Annotated in this window: 21 protein-coding genes; 14 read left to right on the forward strand and 7 right to left on the reverse strand. The window is 63.4% G+C overall.

What is annotated here, in order from left to right; all coding sequences use genetic code 11:
- The first annotated feature begins 173 nt into the window (after positions 1-173).
- Positions 174-1334, forward strand: coding sequence for a globin domain-containing protein (locus RA302_RS06930; protein ID WP_338479902.1), 1161 nt, complete (start codon positions 174-176; stop codon positions 1332-1334).
- 3 nt (positions 1335-1337) lie between these two features.
- Here RA302_RS06930 and RA302_RS06935 read toward each other — a convergent pair whose 3' ends face one another.
- Together RA302_RS06935 and RA302_RS06940 are read right to left on the reverse strand one after the other, a co-directional pair.
- A complete protein-coding gene (locus RA302_RS06935) occupies positions 1338-2084 on the reverse strand; it encodes an FAD-binding oxidoreductase (RefSeq protein WP_003944435.1) in 747 nt (248 codons plus the stop codon).
- Between the two features lie 16 nt (positions 2085-2100).
- Positions 2101-3297 carry an FAD-binding oxidoreductase gene (locus tag RA302_RS06940; protein ID WP_243617388.1) on the reverse strand — a complete coding sequence of 399 codons (1197 nt, stop codon included), beginning with the start codon at positions 3295-3297 and terminating at the stop codon, positions 2101-2103.
- A gap of 182 nt (positions 3298-3479) precedes the next feature.
- Between RA302_RS06940 and clpB the strand changes: the two genes are divergently transcribed.
- The 5 genes from clpB to pyrE all read left to right on the forward strand — a co-directional run bounded on the left by clpB (position 3480) and on the right by pyrE (position 9591).
- Positions 3480-6032, forward strand: coding sequence for an ATP-dependent chaperone ClpB (clpB, locus tag RA302_RS06945; RefSeq protein WP_338479904.1), 2553 nt, complete (start codon positions 3480-3482; stop codon positions 6030-6032).
- A 158-nt stretch (positions 6033-6190) separates the two neighbouring features.
- Positions 6191-7162, forward strand: coding sequence for a hypothetical protein (locus RA302_RS06950; protein WP_338479906.1), 972 nt, complete (start codon positions 6191-6193; stop codon positions 7160-7162).
- 86 nt (positions 7163-7248) lie between these two features.
- A complete protein-coding gene (locus RA302_RS06955) occupies positions 7249-8136 on the forward strand; it encodes a hypothetical protein (RefSeq protein ID WP_020968800.1) in 888 nt (295 codons plus the stop codon).
- A gap of 46 nt (positions 8137-8182) precedes the next feature.
- Positions 8183-8983, forward strand: coding sequence for an SDR family oxidoreductase (locus RA302_RS06960; RefSeq protein ID WP_029254745.1), 801 nt, complete (start codon positions 8183-8185; stop codon positions 8981-8983).
- A gap of 74 nt (positions 8984-9057) precedes the next feature.
- Positions 9058-9591, forward strand: coding sequence for an orotate phosphoribosyltransferase (gene pyrE, locus RA302_RS06965; RefSeq protein WP_019749433.1), 534 nt, complete (start codon positions 9058-9060; stop codon positions 9589-9591).
- Positions 9592-9642: 51 nt separating this feature from the next.
- On the opposite strand, the gene RA302_RS06970 is transcribed toward pyrE, so the two are convergent.
- Genes RA302_RS06970 through RA302_RS06980 form a run of 3 tightly spaced genes read right to left on the reverse strand, consistent with a single transcriptional unit; the run spans position 9643 to position 11963 of the window.
- Positions 9643-10899 carry an MFS transporter gene (locus RA302_RS06970; RefSeq protein WP_020906634.1) on the reverse strand — a complete coding sequence of 419 codons (1257 nt, stop codon included), beginning with the start codon at positions 10897-10899 and terminating at the stop codon, positions 9643-9645.
- A gap of 23 nt (positions 10900-10922) precedes the next feature.
- On the reverse strand, positions 10923-11366 hold the full coding sequence (locus tag RA302_RS06975; protein WP_020906635.1) for a MarR family transcriptional regulator: 444 nt from the start codon (positions 11364-11366) through the stop codon (positions 10923-10925).
- A gap of 33 nt (positions 11367-11399) precedes the next feature.
- Positions 11400-11963 carry a TetR/AcrR family transcriptional regulator gene (locus RA302_RS06980; RefSeq protein ID WP_042951078.1) on the reverse strand — a complete coding sequence of 188 codons (564 nt, stop codon included), beginning with the start codon at positions 11961-11963 and terminating at the stop codon, positions 11400-11402.
- A 63-nt stretch (positions 11964-12026) separates the two neighbouring features.
- Here RA302_RS06980 and RA302_RS06985 point away from each other — a divergent pair, with 63 nt between their 5' ends.
- Positions 12027-12707, forward strand: a complete 681-nt coding sequence (locus RA302_RS06985; protein WP_003944312.1) for a lysophospholipid acyltransferase family protein — start codon at positions 12027-12029, stop codon at positions 12705-12707.
- A gap of 49 nt (positions 12708-12756) precedes the next feature.
- Positions 12757-13470 (forward strand): lysoplasmalogenase, encoded by a 714-nt coding sequence (locus tag RA302_RS06990; RefSeq protein ID WP_021343244.1) that lies wholly within the window; start codon positions 12757-12759, stop codon positions 13468-13470.
- Between the two features lie 4 nt (positions 13471-13474).
- On the opposite strand, the gene RA302_RS06995 is transcribed toward RA302_RS06990, so the two are convergent.
- Positions 13475-13918: a hypothetical protein gene (locus RA302_RS06995; RefSeq protein WP_338479911.1), complete on the reverse strand. Its 444-nt coding sequence runs from the start codon at positions 13916-13918 to the stop codon at positions 13475-13477.
- 34 nt (positions 13919-13952) lie between these two features.
- On the opposite strand from RA302_RS06995, the gene RA302_RS07000 reads away from it, so the two are divergent.
- The 5 genes from RA302_RS07000 to RA302_RS07020 all read left to right on the forward strand — a co-directional run bounded on the left by RA302_RS07000 (position 13953) and on the right by RA302_RS07020 (position 17992).
- On the forward strand, positions 13953-14735 hold the full coding sequence (locus RA302_RS07000; protein WP_020968804.1) for an SDR family oxidoreductase: 783 nt from the start codon (positions 13953-13955) through the stop codon (positions 14733-14735).
- Positions 14736-14802: 67 nt separating this feature from the next.
- Positions 14803-15402, forward strand: coding sequence for a DUF6636 domain-containing protein (locus RA302_RS07005; RefSeq protein WP_020968805.1), 600 nt, complete (start codon positions 14803-14805; stop codon positions 15400-15402).
- Entirely contained in the window at positions 15402-16094 is a 693-nt protein-coding gene (locus RA302_RS07010) for a TrmH family RNA methyltransferase (RefSeq protein WP_019749442.1), read from the forward strand. The genes RA302_RS07005 and RA302_RS07010 overlap by 1 nt, the downstream gene beginning before the upstream one ends.
- Positions 16095-16151: 57 nt before the next feature.
- The gene (locus RA302_RS07015; protein ID WP_019749443.1) at positions 16152-17273 is read left to right on the forward strand and encodes a glycoside hydrolase family 76 protein; all 1122 of its coding nucleotides are present in this window, start codon (positions 16152-16154) and stop codon (positions 17271-17273) included.
- Between the two features lie 11 nt (positions 17274-17284).
- Positions 17285-17992 carry an alpha/beta hydrolase gene (locus RA302_RS07020; RefSeq protein WP_020968806.1) on the forward strand — a complete coding sequence of 236 codons (708 nt, stop codon included), beginning with the start codon at positions 17285-17287 and terminating at the stop codon, positions 17990-17992.
- On the opposite strand, the gene RA302_RS07025 is transcribed toward RA302_RS07020, so the two are convergent.
- Complete coding sequence (locus RA302_RS07025; protein ID WP_338479916.1) at positions 17955-18953, reverse strand: GNAT family N-acetyltransferase; 999 nt, start codon at positions 18951-18953, stop codon at positions 17955-17957. The genes RA302_RS07020 and RA302_RS07025 overlap by 38 nt on opposite strands.
- Before the next feature lie 91 nt (positions 18954-19044).
- Between RA302_RS07025 and RA302_RS07030 the strand changes: the two genes are divergently transcribed.
- On the forward strand, positions 19045-20397 hold the full coding sequence (locus tag RA302_RS07030; RefSeq protein ID WP_097387714.1) for an LLM class flavin-dependent oxidoreductase: 1353 nt from the start codon (positions 19045-19047) through the stop codon (positions 20395-20397).
- Positions 20398-20427: the final 30 nt, after the last annotated feature.

A 20427-nucleotide genomic window follows, 5' to 3' on the forward strand; every position in this document is an offset into this window, starting at 1 on the left:
CGAAGCTCTTGTTTATCTTGCACGCAAGAATAAGAAAGGGACGGTCACACCGCGAAATGGGGTCGCATTGTGACACTTGTCCAGAATGATTTACGAGTCAGACATTTGTGACATAAGCTGCAGACGAAATTCCGCGGCGGGTCTTGCCGCGTCTAGTCGGGACGAGGATGAGCGTGGATTCGCAAGCAATCTCTCTGGTCCGGTCGAGCTTCAAATCCGTCGCTGCGGTAGAAGATGGTCCGGAACGGCTCGCCCGTACCTTCTATTCGATCCTGTTCGCTCGATCGCCCGAAACCCGGGAGTTCTTTCCGGCAGCGATGGATGTGCAGCGGGACCGGCTTGTCGGCGCTATCGCTCACGTCGTCGAACGCCTCGACGAGTCCGACGCGATACTCGAGTACCTCGCGCAGCTCGGCCGCGATCACCGCAAGTACGGCGTCACCGACGAGCATTACACGGCAGTCGGCAATGCCCTGATCGAAGCACTCGAGACTTTCGGTGGCGCCGAAATGTGGACAGACGAGGTCGACAGCGCATGGCGCAACGCGCTCGCGATCATCTCGGCAGCGATGATGGACGCCGCCAACGCGGAGGACGGCCCGCCCGCCTGGAGTGCCACCGTCATCGAATGCCGCCCTGTCATCAAGGGCGTCGCCGTCGTCAGGCTGCAACTCGACCAGACTATGCAATACCGCGCCGGTCAGTACGTCAGCGTGCAGGTCGCCGCGAGGCCGCGGATGTGGCGCTACCTCTCACCGGCCACGCCGTACGACGGGACTGGAGTCCTCGAGTTCCACGTTCGTCAGGTCACCGGCGGGTGGGTCAGCCCGGTCATGGTGAACCAAACCGCTGTCGGTGACATCTGGGTGGTCGGTTCGCCCATCGGCGCCCTGGGGATTCCGGAGAACTCCAAGGACCTTTTGATGATCGCGTCGGGAACAGGTGTCGCGCCTCTTCGCGCTCAGATCCTCGAACTGATCCGACGCGGCAACACTCGCAAGGTCCAACTGTTCTACTCCGGACAGCATCCGTGCGATCTCTACGACCTTCCTCATCTGTGGAAGCTGGCCGAGAAGCACCCGTGGCTCACGATCATCCCGGTCTCGGAAGAAGACGAGAATCCGTGGTGGCACACCGAACCGGAACCGCTGCCGCCGATCGGCATGGCCAGGCGCATCGTCGGCAAGGTCGGTAAGGTCGTGACCTCGTTCGGGGACTGGGCGGGCTACGACATCCAGGTCGTCGGCAGCGAATCCATGGTCAACAGCACCAAATTCAGGCTTCGCGCGGTGGGCATCGACGTCGACACCGTTCGCAATGATCCGACGTACTGACCGTCAGTACGGATCGAACTGAATGACCTCGGCCGGCGTTCCGGCCTCGATCAATCGATCACGCGTCGATCGAACCATGGCCGCTGATCCGCACACCAAGACCTGATGTTCGGTGAACGCACCGTACGACGCGACGACGTCGGCGAGCGTGCCTTCGATGAGATGATCGTCGCCGAATCCGATGTCGACGTTCAAACGGTCGAACCATCCGTCGGGCGGGCCGCCGTCGGAGAGATCTTCGACGACGGGAATGGGCTGCAACCACGGAAACTGATCGGCGAGTAGCCACAACATGTCCGCCGCATAGAGATCGCGAAGCGTTCGGCCGCCGAAGAAGAGGTACACCTGCGGCGGGTTCGGGGTCTGAGCCAGATCGAGAATGATCGACCGGAGTGGGGCCAAGCCGGTTCCGCCCGCGACCATGATGACGGTGGGGCCGTTCTCGTCGACGGACAGGTTGCCGCGCGGGTCGAGGATCTGCCAGACGTCACCGGGCTGGGTGTCCTTGACTATCGAACCGCTGACCCAACCGCCGGGAACCGTCTTGACGTGAAACTCCAACTTCCCGTCGTGTGAGGGAGGCAGGGCGGGGGAGAGTCGGCGGAGCAACCGCGAATTCTGCGGGACGCTGACATCGACGTACTGGCCGGGGCGGAAGGGGACGACATCGCCGACCAAGCGGACAACCGCCAGATCCTCACGGAGACGGTGATGTTCGACGACTGTGCTCGACCAGGTTCGCTGGGCCATGAAAGTTCTCCTGTAGTCAGTAGAGCGGGTCGTGCCGGATCTGGTCGAGCGGAGTTCCGCCGACACGCAAGGCGTAGACGGTGGTCTTGATCATCGACGGTGACCCCGAGATCTGCACCTGACGGTCGGCCCACGAGCCGAACTGCGAGACCACTTTTCCGATCGGTCCGATCAGTCGGCTGTGCATTCCGAAGGGTGGCTCAAGCACCGGTCCGTTGTGCCACCAAGGGTTTTCGGGTTCTTCGGAAACCGGTACGACGGTCAACCACGGATTACTGAGCGAGATGTGCCAGAGCGTTTCGAGGTCGTAGAGGTCGCACGGATACCGGCCGCCGACGAACAGGTGCACGCGCGGATTGTGCGCGCGTTGGGACATTTCCATCACCTGTGCCCGCAGTGGGGCGATGCCGGTGCCGGATCCGATCATGAGAACGTCACGGTCGCTGGTGAAATCGACCTCGAGACCGCCGAGGGGAGTGGACATGACCCAGCGGTCACCGACGTTGGTCTCGCTGACGATCGCGGGGCTGACCCATCCTCCCGACACCTTGCGGATGTGGAACTCGAGCTGACCGAAAGGGTTGGTCGGAATCGCCGGTGAGTAGTACCGCCACATTTTCGGGCGCTGGGGAATCTGAACGCCGACGTACTGTCCCGCCCCGTACGGAATGGGTGGGTCGGCTTCGAGGCGCACTATCGCCAGATCGTCGAGGACTCGTTCGTGGCTGACCACGGTTGCGCCCCAGAGTGCCGGGGTCGTATCGGACTCGGCGCCGTCGGCCATCGTGCTCACGACGAGGTCGGTGAACTGAGACCAGGCGTCCTCCAGTTCCGGCGTCCACTTGTAGCGACTGTGCGCGCTGGTTCCGTACATCGACCGAACTGCGCGCTCGAGTGCAACACCGGCAGCCTCGTAGTGCTCACGCTCGACGCCGTAGCGGCGATGATCGCGGCCGAGTTGGGTGAGGAACTTCCGGATCCGACGATGCTGGGGAAGGTTCTTGACGACGAACTCGATCGCTCTGAAGAAACGGTGCCCCTGCGATTCCATCCCGGCCGGGAACAATGAGCGGTACAGAGGATGTTCCGCAAAGAGGCCGGTGTAGAACACAGCCGAGAAGTGCGCACGGCTCTCTTCGTCGTCGGTCAGAGAATCGAGGCTGGATTGCAGACGGGCGATCACTGTCGGATCCAATCCATCCCCCTTTCGCACCAGCTGCAACTCTCGCCACAATTCTAGTACGGCTCAAAATGTGACCTACGAAACCAACTCGGCCTGGCGAAAACAAACTTGAGCGGAATAGACTCAAGTTTGTCCGCGTTGAGCATATTGACACAGTCGCAATACCAACCGGTCGCGGCTCTTCCCGTTCGACTTCGCCAGAAAGGTGACAAGTGGACTCGTTCACACCAACAACCAAGACCCAGGCTGCGATGACGGCTGCACTGCAGTCGGCGTCGTCGGCGGGTAATCCCGATATCCGGCCTGCCCATCTGCTGGTCGCATTGCTCGACCAGACCGACGGCATCGCTGCCCCACTACTCAAAGCTGTGGGCGTCGACCCCACGGTCGTACACCGTGAAGCACAGGCAATCGTCGATCGCCTGCCCCAGACAACCGGCGCAAGCTCCACCCCGCAACTCGGGCGTGAGGCACTCGCGGCACTCACTGCTGCTCAGCACCTCGCCACCGAGATGGACGACGAATACGTCTCCACCGAGCACGTCCTCTACGGACTGGCCGGCGGCGACTCCGACGTCGCGCAGTTGCTCGTACGTCATGGCGCTACCCAGGACGCATTGCGGGAAGCCTTCACCACCGTCCGCGGCAGCGCTCGCGTCACCAGCCCGGAGCCCGAAGGCACCTACCAAGCGTTGGAAAAGTACTCCACCGACCTCACCGAAGCTGCACGTAGCGGCAAGCTCGACCCGGTGATCGGTCGCGACACCGAGATTCGCCGTGTCGTGCAGGTGCTCTCGCGTCGTACCAAGAACAACCCGGTACTCATCGGTGAGCCCGGCGTCGGCAAGACCGCGATCGTGGAGGGCCTTGCCCAACGCATCGTCGCGGGTGACGTCCCGGAATCGCTTCGAGGCAAGACCGTCGTGTCCCTGGACCTCGGGTCCATGGTCGCCGGTGCCAAGTTCCGCGGTGAATTCGAGGAACGCCTCAAGGCAGTTCTCGACGACATCAAGAACAGTGCCGGACAGGTCATCACCTTCATCGACGAGTTGCACACCATCGTCGGCGCCGGCGCCACCGGTGAATCCGCGATGGACGCAGGCAACATGATCAAGCCGATGCTCGCCCGCGGTGAGCTGCGGCTGGTCGGTGCCACCACGCTCGAGGAGTACCGCAAGTACATCGAGAAGGACGCAGCACTCGAGCGTCGTTTCCAGCAGGTGCTCGTCGGTGAGCCCTCGGTCGAGGACACCATCGGCATCCTGCGCGGTCTCAAGGAGCGCTACGAGGTTCACCACGGCGTACGCATCACCGACTCCGCGTTGGTGGCTGCTGCCGCGCTGTCGGACCGGTACATCACCTCGCGGTTCCTGCCGGACAAGGCCATCGACCTCGTGGACGAAGCCGCATCGCGACTTCGTATGGAGATCGACTCGCGACCCGTCGAGATCGACGAGGTGGAACGCACTGTTCGCCGACTCGAAATCGAAGAAGTGGCACTCGAGAAGGAGACAGACGACGCGTCCAAGGCTCGGCTCGAGAAGCTGCGTCAGGAACTCGCCGACGACCGCGAAAAGCTCAATCAGCTCAGCACCCGCTGGCAGAACGAAAAGCAGGCCATCGACTCGGTGCGCGTGCTGAAGGAACAGCTCGAAACCCTGCGAGGAGAGTCCGAGCGCGCTGAGCGTGACGGCGATCTGGGCAAGGCAGCCGAGTTGCGCTACGGCCGCATCCCGGCGCTGGAGAAGGAACTGGAAGAGGCAGCAGTCGCTTCCGGAGCCGCCTCCGACGGTGACGTGATGCTCAAGGAAGAGGTCGGGCCGGACGACGTCGCAGACGTGGTCGCAGCCTGGACCGGCATTCCGGCCGGCCGGATGATGGAAGGCGAGACCGAGAAACTGCTCCGCATGGAGTCCGAACTCGGCAAGCGCGTCGTCGGCCAGACCGACGCCGTCGTCGCCGTCTCGGATGCGGTTCGCCGTGCCCGAGCAGGTGTCGCCGACCCCAATCGGCCCACCGGTTCCTTCCTGTTCCTCGGCCCGACCGGCGTCGGCAAGACGGAGCTCGCCAAAGCCTTGGCGGACTTCCTCTTCGACGACGAGCGCGCGATGATCCGTATCGACATGAGCGAATACGGTGAGAAGCACTCGGTGGCCCGACTCGTCGGTGCCCCTCCGGGCTACGTCGGCTACGAAGCCGGTGGCCAGCTCACCGAAGCAGTTCGGCGACGCCCGTACTCGGTGGTCCTCTTCGACGAGGTCGAGAAGGCACACCCCGACGTGTTCGACGTCCTGCTCGCCGTGCTCGACGAAGGCCGACTCACCGACGGTCAAGGCCGCACGGTGGACTTCCGCAACACCATCCTGATCCTGACCTCCAACCTGGGATCCGGTGGCACGCGGGAGCAGGTCATGGACGCGGTACGCCACGCGTTCAAGCCGGAGTTCATCAACCGTCTCGACGACGTGGTCGTCTTCGACTCGCTCTCCGAAGAGCAGTTGGAGCACATCGTGGACATTCAGCTCGAGCAGCTGCAGAAGCGTCTGGCTGCGCGTCGTCTCACCCTCGAGGTGAACGGTGCGGCTCGGATGTGGCTCGCGGTGCGCGGCTACGACCCGCTGTACGGCGCTCGGCCATTGCGTCGACTCGTTCAGCAGTCGATCGGCGACCAGCTCGCCAAGCTGCTCCTGGCCGGCAAGGTCCAGGACGGCGACACCGTGCACGTCGGTGTCAGTGAGGACGCGGATCAGTTGGTTCTCTCCTGATTCGGTAAGCGGAATGCCCCGCCGATCCAAGTGGATCGGCGGGGCATTCGCATTTTGTTCTACCCTGGATGGCTGGATGCTCGAACTGGGGATGTCTGCACCCGCGCCTCTCCGAACGACTTCGACGCTCTTTCGTCCCAACCGAAGGTGAGCCAGGCATGACCGATCAGAACGATCCGCGTAACTCGGGTGGGCCGCGCCGTGAGGATCCCGAGGCCACCGAGGTGTGGGGGCGTACGCCCGACCAGCCGACAGAGCAGTACGGGACGGTGTCCGGCCAGAATCCGAACCAGCCGACGGAGTACTTCGGTCAGCAGCCGGGGGCGGGGCAGTATCCGGGAGCGCAGCAGTATCCCTACGGTGGCCCGAATCAGAACACGGAGTACTTGGGGCAGCAGGGGCAGCAGCCGAATCCCACGCAGGCCTTCCCCGCCTACAACCCGCAGTTCGATCCGCAGGCCCCGCCGCCGGGTGCGACGCAGGCATATCCGCCGTACACGGCCCAGCAGTACGGGAACCCGGATCAGTACGGGAATACACAGCAGTACGGAAACACACAGCAGTATCCGGTTGCCGGTGGTGGCGGGGGAGTTCCGCCGGAACAGCCGTTCATCGAAGACGGGTCGTCGGGCGGCGGCAAGAAGCGCAAGCTCGCGACGTGGGTGGCTGCCGGTGTGGTCGGGATCCTGGTCGCCGTGATCGCGATCGTCGCGTTCTCGGCGTTCGGTTCGAACGACAAGGGAACCCAGACCGCTTTCGTTCCGCCGACCACCGCGACGCAGGCGCCGACCACCACACCGCCGAAAGCCAGCACCACGGCACCGACTCCGACGACGGATTCCCCGCTCAGCCAGCTCCCGGGCGGGCTCGGCGAAGTCATCGGCGACGCCGGGGGAGCCGTCGGCACCGTCAAGTCGAACGACGGCGGCACGTTGGTCATCGATTCGATCGGTGGATCGCAGGTGACGGTTCTGACCACGGCCGACACCACCCTCATCGCGCTCAACCGCGCCACGATCGCCGATCTGCAACCAGGAGACAACATCGTCGTCGACGGAACTCCGGTGGAGAACGGCACGATGACCGCCAACACGATTCTGAGTACGTCGTTGCCGAAGTTCGGCAACTGAGTCGTTCACGACACATCAGGCGAGTCCACCAGGGTGTCGCGGGAGGTTGAGGCCGCGAGTCGCTACCCTGGAGGGTGATGACTGGAATGTGGTTCGGACTGGCAGCAATTGCACTCGCAGGCGCGGGTGCGCTCCTGTACGTCGACAGGACGAGGCGAGATCAATCCGGGCGAGTGCGTCAGATCTGGGCCAAGGCGCAGGGATACACGTACACGGCCACTGACGATCAGCTCGCAGGCGAATGGCATCGCGCGGTCATGGCGAAGCAGGACTACCTGACTGCCACCGACGTCGTCCGAGGCCGTCGTCGCGGAGAGCAGTTCGTGCTGTTCGACCTGGAAGAGACCGCAACCATCGTCGCCGTTCGCCGCGAGATCGGGTCGGACGTCGACATCGATCTTCGGTTGAAATCGACGGCTCCGCCCAAGGACGGCGACCTGAACCTGCTGGGTGCGATCGGTTCACGAGTCGTCTTCGCGACCGATCTCGAGATCGCACGTCGTGTCTGTGATCAGCGCATGGTGGCGTTCACCGAATCGGTTCCGCCGTCGATCAGCATGCTGTGGAGCGAAGGGCAGTGGACGCTCGGTTCGCTTCCGGTGACCAGTAACGGCCGGGATTGGGACGCTGCAATCGAGTCGGTTGCGCGCCTGTCCGGCATTCTGCATGTCCTGCCTCCCGTCACCGATCCCAACGAACTCGAGGTCGATCACGATCCGAGCCGCCCGCGGCCGGGCGCCGAGAAGTCTCGCCCAACTCCGGATCCGGTAGAACAACCCCGTTCGCGTCAAGAGCAGCCGCCCCGTGAAGCTCCGCCGCGTGAATTTGCCCCGCGTGAGTCCGCACCGCGTGAGCCTGCACCGCGGGAATCTGCGCCACGTCCGGATCAATCGCTGCGCAAGCCCGAGGCGGCTGACAAGCCGGCTCAGCGTCCGGCGTCCCAGCGCTCGGGCACAATTCGCCCGGTCGACTGACCTTTAAGGTTCCCGTCCAGCCGCGATAACCACTAGCGTGGCCGGTATGTCGACTTCCCACTCCGATCGCCCTGTGCGTCCCGTTGCCCTGGTGACCGGACCTACCTCTGGTCTCGGCGCCGGTTTCGCCAAGAAATACGCCTCCCTCGGATACGACCTGGTTCTCGTCGCACGTGACGAGGTCAGATTGCACGACCTCGCGTCCGAGTTGAAGACGATGTTCGGCACCGAGTCGGAGATTCTGGTTGCCGATCTCGCATCGGAGGCTGGACGCGACACCGTCGCGCTTCGTCTGGAGAAGGGCGTCGAGGTGTTGGTGAACAACGCCGGATTCGGTACCTCCGGCGAGTTCTGGACTGCAGATCCGGCGCTTCTTCAATCTCAACTCGACGTCAACGTCACCGCCGTGATGCGGCTGACCCGCGCGGCGCTGCCCAGCATGATCGCGTCGGCGCACGGAACGATTGTCAATGTGGCGAGCGTCGCGGGCCTGCTGTCCGGACGGGGTTCGACGTATTCGGCAAGCAAGGCCTATGTCATCTCGTTCACCGAAGGGCTTTCCGGCGGGTTGGCCGGGACGGGAGTGCGCGTTCAGGCGCTGTGCCCGGGCTTCATCCGCACCGAGTTCCACGAGCGTGCTGGCATCGAGATGTCCACGATCCCCAAGCCGATGTGGCTGAGCGTCGACCAGGTGGTTGCGGCGTCGATGAAGGATCTCGGTGACGACAAGGTCATCAGCATTCCGGGAATTCAGTACAAGGTCCTCACGACGGCCGGGCGTCTGGTTCCCAAGGGGCTGGTTCGCCGGTTGACCAACATCGTTGGACGAGGCCGCGGGCGCACGTAGCCCAGAGGCAGTAGCCGAACGTAGCCCAGAGGCAGAAGCCGAGCATAAGCCGGTGGTCGGTAGGCTGAGCACTCATGAGCGATCGTGAGGATTTGGCTGCGCTGGTGCGCGAATTGGCTGTTGTACACGGAAAGGTGACGCTGTCTTCGGGCAAGGAAGCCGACTACTACGTCGACCTTCGCCGCGCGACACTTCACCACAAGGCGGCGCCGCTGATCGGCTCGCTGCTGCGTGAACTGGTCGCGGACTGGGATTTCGACGCCGTCGGAGGTTTGACGATGGGCGCCGATCCGGTTGCGATGGCGGTGATGCACGCTCCCGGACGCCCGATCGACGCGTTTGTCGTTCGCAAGGCCGCGAAGGCTCATGGGATGCAGCGTCAGATAGAGGGCCCGGACATCGTGGGCAAGCGTGTCCTGGTTGTCGAGGACACGACCACGACGGGCAACTCTCCGTTGACAGCAGTGAAGGCTCTGCGCGAGGCAGGGGCCACCGTGGTCGGAGTCGCTACGGTCGTCGATCGCGCGACGGGTGCGGACGCGATTATCGGCGCCGAGGGCGTCGAGTACCGATCGCTGCTGGGCCTGGAAGATCTGAACCTGAGCTGACGCCCCGTGAGTGGTTAAGGGGTCCCTGCACTCCTCAACCACTCACAGGGGTCAGTCGCCGACGGTGACGGCGAGTGCTTCGTCGACGCTGTGCGGCGCGGGATCGTGGTCGTCGACGTGTGCGAGGACCTTGCGTCCGCTCGACAGGACGAACACGGCGGCGAGGGTGAGCACCGCGCCGACCCAGAACGGCATGTGGACGTTGGACTCACCGAGCTTGCCGGCTACCCACGGAGCTGCGGCGCCGCCGACGAATCGAACGAAGCTGTAAGCAGCCGAGGCGGTCGACCGTTCCACGGGAGCCGAGATCATGACGGTTTCGGTGATGAGTGTGTTGTTCACGCCGAGGAACAAGCCGGCGAGGACGACACCCACGATCAAGACGATCTTGTTCTCGGTGAAGAGCGCCATCATGCCGAGGTCGAGTGCGAACAGTGTCAGCGCGAGCATCATCATCGGTAGTGTGCCGAAGCGTCGTTGCAGGCGAGGAGCGAGGAAAACCGACGAGATCGCCAGCATCAGGCCCCAGCCGAAGAAGATGAATCCGATCGGGTACGCCCCCATGTCGAGGGGGAACGGTGTGTACGCGAGCAGCGTGAAGAATCCGTAGTTGTAGAGCAGCGCGGTGATGGCAACGGTGAGTAGCCCGCGGTGTCGCAGCGCCTGGAAGGGCGCAGCGATGGACGTGTGGTGTTCGGGCTTGGGTGCGCTCGGAAGCATCACGACGATGAGAATGAAAGCAACCGCCATCAGGGCTGCGACGCCGAAGAACGGTGCGCGCCAGCTGATGTCACCGAGAACGCCGCCGACCAGCGGTCCGACCGCGATACCGATCCCCAGTGCAGCCTCGTAGAGGATGATCGCCCGTGCGACGCCGCCGCTGGCCGCGCCGACGATGGCCGCCAGTGCCGTTGCGATGAAGAGTGCATTGCCCAGTCCCCAGCCGGCACGGAATCCGACGATCTGGCCGATGGTGCTGGAAGCGCCTGCCAGAGAGGCGAACACGATGATGATGGCAAGGCCTACAAGAAGTGTTTTCTTGGCGCCGATGCGGCTGGACACCACACCGGTGATGAGCATGGCCACGCCGGTGACGAGCATGTAGCTGGTGAACAGGAGCGAAACCTGCGACGGTGTGGCGTCGAGTTGTTCGCCGATCGGCTTGAGGATCGGATCGACCAATCCGATGCCCATGAAGGCGATGACGCTGGCAAAGGCTACCGCCCACACCGCTTTCGGTTGTTTCAGGAGGCTCGGCGGAGCCTCGTTCTGGTGCGTTGATGTCGCGGTCGTGTTGCTCACGGCCACCTCCTTTTTCAGTGGTGGGTATTTCAGCTGGGGTCGGAAGTCTTGATGATGGACCGCAATTCGGCCAATCCGTCGGCCAGTTTCTTGATCTGCTCGGGCCCGAGTTCGACGAAGTGGGGGACTAGAGCGTCGGCGATCTCGTTTCGGCCGTCGTTCAGGATCTTTCGACCCTTCTCGGTCATGGCGACGCGCACTGCGCGGGCGTCCTCCGGGTCGGCGCGGCGTTCGACGTAACCGTTCTCGCCGAGTTTGCGCAGTAGGGCAGTGGCAGAGGGCTGCGAGCTTCTGTCGAGTCGAGCAAAATCGCTGATCCGCATTTCGCCGTATTCCTCGAGGAGCGAGAGCGCGCGCAGCCAGGCGCGTGGGTACTGATCGGACGCGAAAGAACCTGCCAGCTTCGCGAAGCGGTGCGTGTTGCTCACGAGGTCGACGAGTAGTTCGTGCAGTTGCTGCTCTTCATCTGTCACGAAAAATATTATTGCATAGGGTAACTATGTAAATCAACGAGTCCGTAAAAGGTGGTCCGTCACACTTGTGGTGACCAGTGCCGCGATGTCGAGGCCTGGTGCAACGAGCGCGAGGCTTCGATTTGCCGCCAGCACTGCGATGCCGTGGGTTCCGGTCCAGATGTTCACTGCAGAAGTGGTGGGATCGGACGCGTCGGCCTCTTCGGTCAAGGCTTGCAGGGCGGCGAAGAGCGGGAGTGACGACTCTCGGAGGTTGCTGCCGGCGCCCTCGAGGAGGTCGTGGCGAAACATCAACTCGAACATCGCCGGCCGCTCCTGGGCGAATGACACGTATTCGATTGCTGCCGAGATCAATCGGCTACGAGCGGGTTGTTTGCCGACGAGTGCCGGCTGGAGCCTGTCGGTGAGATCGCGCAGGCCGTGCGAGGCAATTGCGGCAAGCAGGCTGTTGTGGGTCGGAAAGTATCTCCGCGGGGCGCCGTGCGACACGCCCGCCCGACGCGCGATCTCCCGTAGCGTCAGTTCTGTGGCGCCGTCGGCATCGAGAATCTCGACGCCGGTGGCGACGAGTGTTTCGCGAAGGCTGCTGACAGTCATGGAAGACAGTGTCTACTATTCTCGTCGTAGACACTGTCTACTAGACGGAAAAGGTGATGCCCTGTGCTCTATTGGCTGTTCAAATACGTTCTGATCGGCCCGGTCCTCTGGCTGTTCGGGCGGCCGACGATCGAGGGGCAGCACCACATCCCCAAGAAAGGGCCGGTGATTCTCGCCGGAAACCATCGGGCAGTCGTCGACTCGTTCTTCCTGGTCCTCATGGTGCGCCGGCGCATCACCTTCGTCGCGAAGAGTGAATATTTCACGGGGACCGGCGTGAAGGGCGCGATGCAGCGCTGGTTCTTCGGTGGGGCGGGTCAGGTGCCGATCGACCGTAGTGGCGCCGATGCCTCCCGTGCGGCATTGGACACGGCCATCGGAATTCTCGACAAAGGCGGAGTCTGGGGGATCTATCCCGAGGGAACGCGATCGCCCGACGGATGCCTGTACAAGGGAAAGACCGGAGCGATTCGTGTCGCCTTGGAAACCGGGGCGCCGGTCATTCCCGTCGTCGTGCACGGCGGTGACGCAGTCAACCCGCCGGGTACGCGGATGTGGCGCTTCAGCAAGGTCCGGATCACGGTAGGGGAGCCGATCGACTTCTCTCGGTACCGCGAACTTCGTGGCTACCAGGCCGTCGTGCGCGCGGCGACGGATGAATTGATGGCAGTGCTCTGTGACCAGTCGGGGCAGGAATACGTCGATGTCTACGGCGCGGACGTCAAATCCGGCGATGCTGCCTGAGTGACCCAGTACGGTCGCTGTTGGACGTGTAACCAACAGGAGGATTGTGATGGCGGGCAAGTGGGGCATCGAGCACGCAGTTTTTGCGGCGGCGACGGCAGCGACGGTGGTTGGGGCAGTGGTCGGTAACGAGCGGGTTCAGCAGATCGCCAAGCCGCTGATTGCACCTGCCTTGGCCGCCCGAGTGCTGCGCAAGCGTTCGGAGACGGAAACTGCCGATACCGCACTGCTTCTGGCCGGCCTCGCCGCCGCGACCGTCGGCGACGTGTTCATGATCGACCCGGACAACGATGCTCGTCTGATCAAGGGCGCGTCGTCGTTCGCGGTGATGCAGGCCAGTTACTCGGCTCTTCTCCTGCGCCGCGGGGCACGGCCGACCCGTGCTGCCCTCAAACCCCGCATCAGCGGTTGGTCGACGGCGTCCGGTCTGCTCCGTGCCAAGGCGCCGAGCGTGTCGACGCCGCTCACCGGATACGGATTGATGTTGGGAACCACCTCGACGTTGTCGGCGGACCCCGCTCTGGCACCGCAGTCCAAGGCCGTGCTCGACGTGGTCGTCCCGAACAAGGATCGACGCTCCTGGCTCGGATTGGGCGGAGTGCTCTTCACCGCGTCCGACGGGCTGATCGTGGTGCGTCGACTGTTCATCCGCGGGACCGCCGGCCGCGCCGCTGCCGAGGGTGTGATCCTGGCGTCGTACGCGGGAGCGCAACTGATGCTGGTGGAGGGCATGTTGGCGCTGGGACGCAAGAAGAGCGTCTAGTTTTTCACGGGCACAGCATGATTCGGTCTCGGTTGTTCGGGTCCACCATGACGGTGACCGTGGATCCGGGAGTGATCTTGTCTTTGAACTCGGGTCGGATCTCGTACTCGATCCGGCCCGAGTACGAATCGGAACCTGGAACCGTGAGGCGGAGTGCGAGCTTGGCCAACTCGCCGTCGACGGTTCGGCGCAGGGGTGTGACCTTGTCGATTCGTGCCCACCCTTCGAGGCCGTGCTTTTCGAGCTTGCGCTCGGCGCGGGTCGGGCGATTGGCCCAGGCCATTCCGAACCCGAGTACGGAGCCGAAAGCAGCGAGTAGCCCGCCGATCTGATAGGGCAGAGTGCCAGGTGGGGTGTGCTCGACCAGCCATCCGAGCCACACCGCGAGCACGATCAGATATCCCACCGCGATGAAACATACGGTGTGTACGACGCGACGGTGATTCATCAGATTTCCTCCATATCCAGGATAGCCTGACCGGATGAGCGAACCGAACGTCTTCATCACCGGTGCTGCGGCTGGAATCGGGCGGGAGACGTCGCTGTTGTTCGCGCGCAACGGATACCGCGTCGGCGCGTTCGACATCGACGACGCCGGCCTTGCCTCCTTGAAGGCCGCGATCGACGGTTTCGGTGGGAGCGTCGTGACGGGTGTCCTGGATGTCACCGATCCTGCCGGATGGGCGCAGTGTCTGGCCGATTTTGCCGGGGAGTCCGGGCGTCTGGACATCCTGATCAACAATGCGGGCGTGCTCTCCTCGGGACGGTTCGAGGATATTTCTCTTGCGGCGCATCGCCGAATGGTCGACATCAACATCACCGGCACCCTCAACGGCACGCACACGGCTTTCCCGTACCTCCGCGATACCGTCGGCGCTCAGGTGGTCAATCTGTGCTCCGCTTCGGCGATCTACGGCCAGCCCGAACTGGCGACGTACGGTGCAACCAAGTTCGCGATCCGCGGCCTGACCGAGGCGCTCGATCTGGAATGGGCACAGCACGACATCCGTGTTCTCGCGCTCTGGCCGTTGTTCGTCCAGACCGCGATGGTCACTGGAATGGACACCGGAGCCACCAGATCGTTGGGTATCAAGCTGACTGCCACCGACGTCGCGAAGGAACTGTGGGCGGCCACACGCGGCGCCGGACGCGTACACAAGGTTCACTACCCGGTCGGAACGCAGGCGAAGCTCTTTCTCAGTGCGTCGCGGTTCTCGCCCGCGTGGCTCTCACGGCTGATGAACAAGCGCGTCACCAGCACTTAGTCGACCACACGATAGAGTGCACTGTCGGCTGTTGCTGGGCCAAGATGACGTGTGTGGAGGTAGTCGGGTGGTTCGTGTTCGGGTGGGGTTCGTCTTGTTGGGCGTCGGGTCGGCGCTCGTGCTCGCAGGGTGCGGCGGGGAGGCGGATTCAGCGCCGACCGTAGCGGCGCAGCCAAGTTCGACCACCACTACCGCAGTGCCGACGACAACCACCACCGTCGCGCCCGTCGTCCCCACGACCACCGAACCACCGACCACGACGCTGCCACCGACGACGACGCTCACGGACGTGCAGTTCGAGCGCAACGAGTCGTACTACTTCACCACTCCCGACGGGAACTTCCAGTGCGGCATCATCAAGTTGCCCACCAGAATCGAAGCCGGGTGCGAGGGAACGACCACTCCGGTTCCGCCGCGGCCGGAGAGCTGCATGGTCAACTGGGGCAACGGTATTCGCGTCACCGACGAGGGTGAGGGTGCTTTCATGTGTTCGGGCGGAGAGGTGTACACCTCGGGCGGCCCCGACGCCGATCCGGTGTTGGCGGCCGGTCAACCGCTGAGCAAACTGGGTTTCACCTGTACGACCACCGCGACAGACGTCTCGTGTGTCAACGATCAGACCACGCACGGCTTCACGGTGGCTGCAGATTCCAACGAGGTGTACTGATGACCGAAGTCGCAGCCGACGACGTCTCCGGTGGGGCCGGTGAACCGGGACCCACCGAGTGGGGCGAGAACCCCAACGGCGTCGGGCCGTGGGCCGAGGAGCACGACACGGAACCGCCGACCGACGAGCGCTACGACCCCGTACTTCTCGCCGAGGGTGATCGTCGAAACGTCTTGGACGAGTACCGGTACTGGACGCGGGAAGCGATAGTCGAGGACATCGACTCGCGCCGTCACACGATGCATGTCGCCATCGAGAACTTCGCGCACGACGCCAATATCGGCACGGTGGTTCGCACGGCAAACGCGTTTGCTGCGGCCGCGGTCCACATCGTGGGGCGTCGGCGCTGGAATCGGCGGGGCGCCATGGTGACCGATCGATACCAACACATCGTTCACCACGCCGACATCAGCGAGCTCGTCGAGTACGCCCGTGAGAATTCACTCACGATCGTTGCCGTCGACAACACCCCGGGGTCGGTGCCGCTGGAAACGGCAAGCCTGCCGCGAGAGTGCATCCTGCTGTTCGGTCAAGAAGGGCCCGGAGTGACCGATCATGCGAAAGAGGTTGCGTCCATGACGGTCTCGATCGCGCAATTCGGATCGACTCGCAGCATCAACGCCGGCGTCGCGGCCGGCATTGCGATGCACGCGTGGGTACGTGAGCATGCCGATCTCGCCGATTCCCGCTGATCTCGCTCGCGAATTCCGGCTAGCGCGTAGCGCCTCGACCAGACAGGATAGGTAGTTATGCAGGAAGTGTGGGCAGAGCGAGCCGATGCGGCTGAGGGCGCGATAGTCAGTCGTCACCTTCGGCGCCTGTGGGGACTGCCCCGGACAGCACTCGGCGTGGTTGCCTGGCCTGCTGTTCGGCGCGAGCGGATGTTCAAGCCGTGGCACTACTGGTGGCAAGCACACCTGCTCGACACTGCAATCGACGCGCTCGAACGTGACCCGACGCCCAAGCGTCGTCGCCGGGTGGCGAAGGTTGCCCGCAGTGTGCGGGTCCGCAACGTCTCGGCGTGGACCAACAACTATTACGACGACATGGCGTGGCTGGGCCTCTCGCTCGAACGTGCTCAACGTATGTTCTCGGTCGATCACCGGACCGCGGTCCAGGCGCTCGAATCGCAACTCTTCGATTCGTGGTCCCCGGCCGACGGCGGCGGTATTCCGTGGTGCAAAGGTTCCGATTTCTACAACACACCGGCAAACGGACCCGCCGGAATCATGCTGGCGCGCACCGGAAAACTCTGGCGCGCGCAGGCAACGGCCGACTGGATCGACGAGACGCTGCGGGATCCGGACTCCGGACTGATCTTCGACGGCATCCGCCGCGACGGCACCCTCGAGCGCGCGATCTATTCGTACTGCCAGGGCGTCACGCTGGGGTTGGAAACCGAGTTGTCGACGCGATTGGGCGAACCGCGCCACCGCGAGCGAGTGCACAAACTCGTCGACGCGGTGTACGACGGAATGACCGAGTACGGAGTCATCACGGGCGGTGGCGGAGGCGACGGCGGACTGTTCAACGCAATCCTGGCTCGCTACCTCGCGTTCGTGGTGGTGAACTTGTCCTGGGAGACTCACGAGGACCTGCGAGCGCGCGAACTCGCAGCGCAGATCGTTCTGTCCTCCGCGGAAGCGGCCTGGAACAACAGACTGCAGATCGAAGGTCTGCCGCTGTTCGGGCACGACTGGACCAAGGATGCTCAGTTGCCGAGTCTGTCCGGCGACATCGCCACCTTCGCCGCCGGAACGGTGCGCTCGTCGAGCGTGCCCGAGCGAGACCTCTCGGTGCAGGTGGGTGGGTGGATGCTCATGGAGGCGGCCTTTGTCGTCTCGGCGGCTGGATACCCGCGTAAGCGTTAGGCTTTTCCCTCATGGAATCCCGGCACGTGGTCGACACGGACGGCGTACGTCTTCACATCGATGTCGGTGGGGCAGGCGCGGACGTTCTGGTTCTCTCCGGCGGCCCGGGATGCGTTCACTATCTTGCTCACGACGAGCTGGTTCCGGAAGGAATGCGCGCGTGGTGCCCTGAGCCACGCGGAGTCGGCCGGTCCGGTGGCGGCGCTCATACGATGGCGCAGGCGGTTGCGGACCTCGAACTCGTCCGACGCACGTTCGAGATCGACAGCTGGGTCGTGTTGGGGCACTCGTGGGGATCCGACTTGGCGGTGCGGTACGCACTCGACTGTCCGGAATCGGTGTCCGGCGTCGTCGGCATCGCGGGGCACGGCCTCCACAAGGACCGGACCTGGTCGAAGCAGTACGAAGCGGGAATCGAGCCGGACCCGCAGATACCTTGGGAACCTGTTGTCTGGCAATCGCTTCAAGAATCGTTCATCGAATGGATCCATGAACCACAGCTGTTTCGGCAGTTGGCCGACTCACCCGTGCCCATGACATTTCTCGCGGCGGCCGACGATATTCGCCCGTCGTGGCCGTTGCAGCAACTGGCCGAGCTCGTGCCTAACGGTAGTTTCGAGGTCGTCGACGGTGTCGCGCACAACTTCTGGCAGTCTCACCCGCTCCTGTGGAGGAAGATCGTCACCGAGGCTTGTGCGACGCACTCTCGACTCTCCTGATCTCCACCAGGATCCGCTCCGCAACGGTCTGGTATCCCAGGCTCCGATTGACGGTCAGCATCGGGTGGTTTTCCGCGTTCACCGTTGTGTAAATCTTTTGCAGCGAGGGAAATTCAGCTGCCAACACAGACGCTTGTTGCTCCTTGACCCACCGAGCGAGACTGTGTCCGCGGTGCTGGGGAAGTACCACGGTGTCGTGCTGTGATGCGTGGGTGCTGTCATGTTCGTCCACCGTCACCACTGTCGCTGCGGCTACTTCGCCGACGCTGTCGTCGACCGCGCAGCACACCAGGAGTACTTGAGAGCCACCCGTCATCTTCTGTTCCCACGATCTGACCTCTTCGGCTCCCCAATTACGTTCGGGCATCTGCAGTTCGGCGCCCGGCGCGTCGAGGAGTCGGTTCAATGCCTCCGAGAAGGAGTGGACCAGCTCGTCCGGGGTTCGGTTGCGCCAACTGACGATTCGATAGCCGGGGCGGGCGCTGTGTGCGGTGGGAGGGCTGAGGTGCTGAACCTGGTTGGCCAACCGAAGCAACACACGGTGGCCGTCGAACGATCCCAGGAAATGCTCGGCTGCGCTTCCGACGAGCGACGTCACTCTGATTCTTCGCACGCCGAACCCGGCGATGTCGACTTCGGCGAGTTCGGCAAGCGCTCGTCCTACCCCTCGTCGCTGCGCGTGGGGTGTCACGTACATCCGAAACTCTGCGAGATCAGGTTCCGCCGAGTTGCGTCGCGCCTGGGCGATACCGAGGACCTCGTCCGTTCCGCCGTCGCGTGCGATCCAACGCCATACATCGGCCGAATTGTCCTCGGCCTCGATCATTTCCATCAGCGCCGTCGCTGTCGGCGCAGTTCCGGACAGGTGACGCTGGCCTTCGGCGAAGACCTCACACCACTGGTGAAGAACCGATGCTGTCGATCCGGACGGTACGAACTCGGCTACAACTACGCGGCTCACCCATGTGACGATACCGAGCTGCCAACCCCGAGTTGGAATCACGCGAACCCTAACCCTGTCGGACTGCGGCGGCAGTTGCCAGCATTCAGGCATGTCTGATTCTCCGCGCCAACTGAGCCTCAACGCGTTCATCCACCCCGCCGGCCATCACGAAGCGGCATGGCGTCATCCGTGGACAACACCGGAACGTCTGTTCGACGTCACGTATTTCCAGGAGATCGCTCGCACTGCTGAGGCGGCGAAGTTCGACGGAATCTTCTTCGCCGACGGTCCCGCGTTGCGCAGCGACGTCGAGCACGGTCCCGCAGGGACGTTGGAGCCGATCACCTTGTTGACGGCCATTGCAGTGGCAACCGAGCGGATCGGATTGATCGCGACGGCGTCGACCACGTACTACGAGCCGTACAACCTGGCTCGGCTGTTCGCCTCACTCGACCACATCTCGAACGGACGCGCTGGGTGGAACATCGTCACTACGGGTACGGATCTGGCTGCCGCCAACTTCGGGCTGGCCAAGCATCCGGACCACGGCGACCGGTATTCGCGTGCAAGGGAATTCGTCGACGCGGTGGTGCGGTTGTGGGACAGCTGGGAGGACGACGCGATCAGTCTGGACCGGGAGAACGGAATCTACGCGGACAGAAACAAGATTCACGAGATCAACTACGTCGGCCGGCATCTTCGGGTGCGGGGACCGTTCAACGCACCGCGAACGCCGCAGGGATACCCGGTGCTGGTGCAGGCCGGGGCGTCCAACGACGGTCGCGCGTTTGCCGGTCAGTATGCGGAGGCGATTTTCACAGCGCACCAGAGACTTTCCGATGCGCAGGCGTTCTACACCGACATCAAGTCGAGGGCTGCTCAGTTCGGGCGCAACCCCGATCATGTCAAGATTCTGCCGGGAATCAGCCCGTTCATCGGTGACACCGAGGAACAAGCCAAGGCGCTGGAGCGAGAATTCAACGAGTTGACTTCGCCGGAGTACGGGCTCGCGCAACTCGGTGCACTCACCGGGACCGATGTTCGGAATCTGGAACTGGATGCACCGGTTCCTGTCGAATTATTCGCGGCGGCAGGTGATGTCACCGACAACAAGCAAAGCAGATTGCAGGTGATCGCCGGCATAGTCGAGCGTGAGCGTCCGACGGTTCGGGGCCTGCTTCATCGTTTGGCGGGTGCGCGCGGACACCGGGTGTTTGCCGGAACCGCCGAGCAGGTGGCCGACACGATCGAGGAATGGTTCACCAGCGATGCTGCTGACGGATTCAATGTCATGCCGCCGTACTACCCGGGTGGACTCGAAATCTTCACCGAACGTGTGGTCCCGATCCTGCAGGATCGCGGTCTGTTCCGGACCGAATACACGGGTACGACGCTTCGTGATCATTTCGGGTTGCCGAGGCCCGAGAGCCAGTTCTCGGGTAGTGCGTCCGCAGTGCAGTAGGCCCGCCTCCCGTTGTCGATAATGACAATG

The organism is Rhodococcus sp. DN22 (assembly GCF_036669995.1).
Classification (GTDB): domain Bacteria; phylum Actinomycetota; class Actinomycetes; order Mycobacteriales; family Mycobacteriaceae; genus Rhodococcus_F; species Rhodococcus_F erythropolis.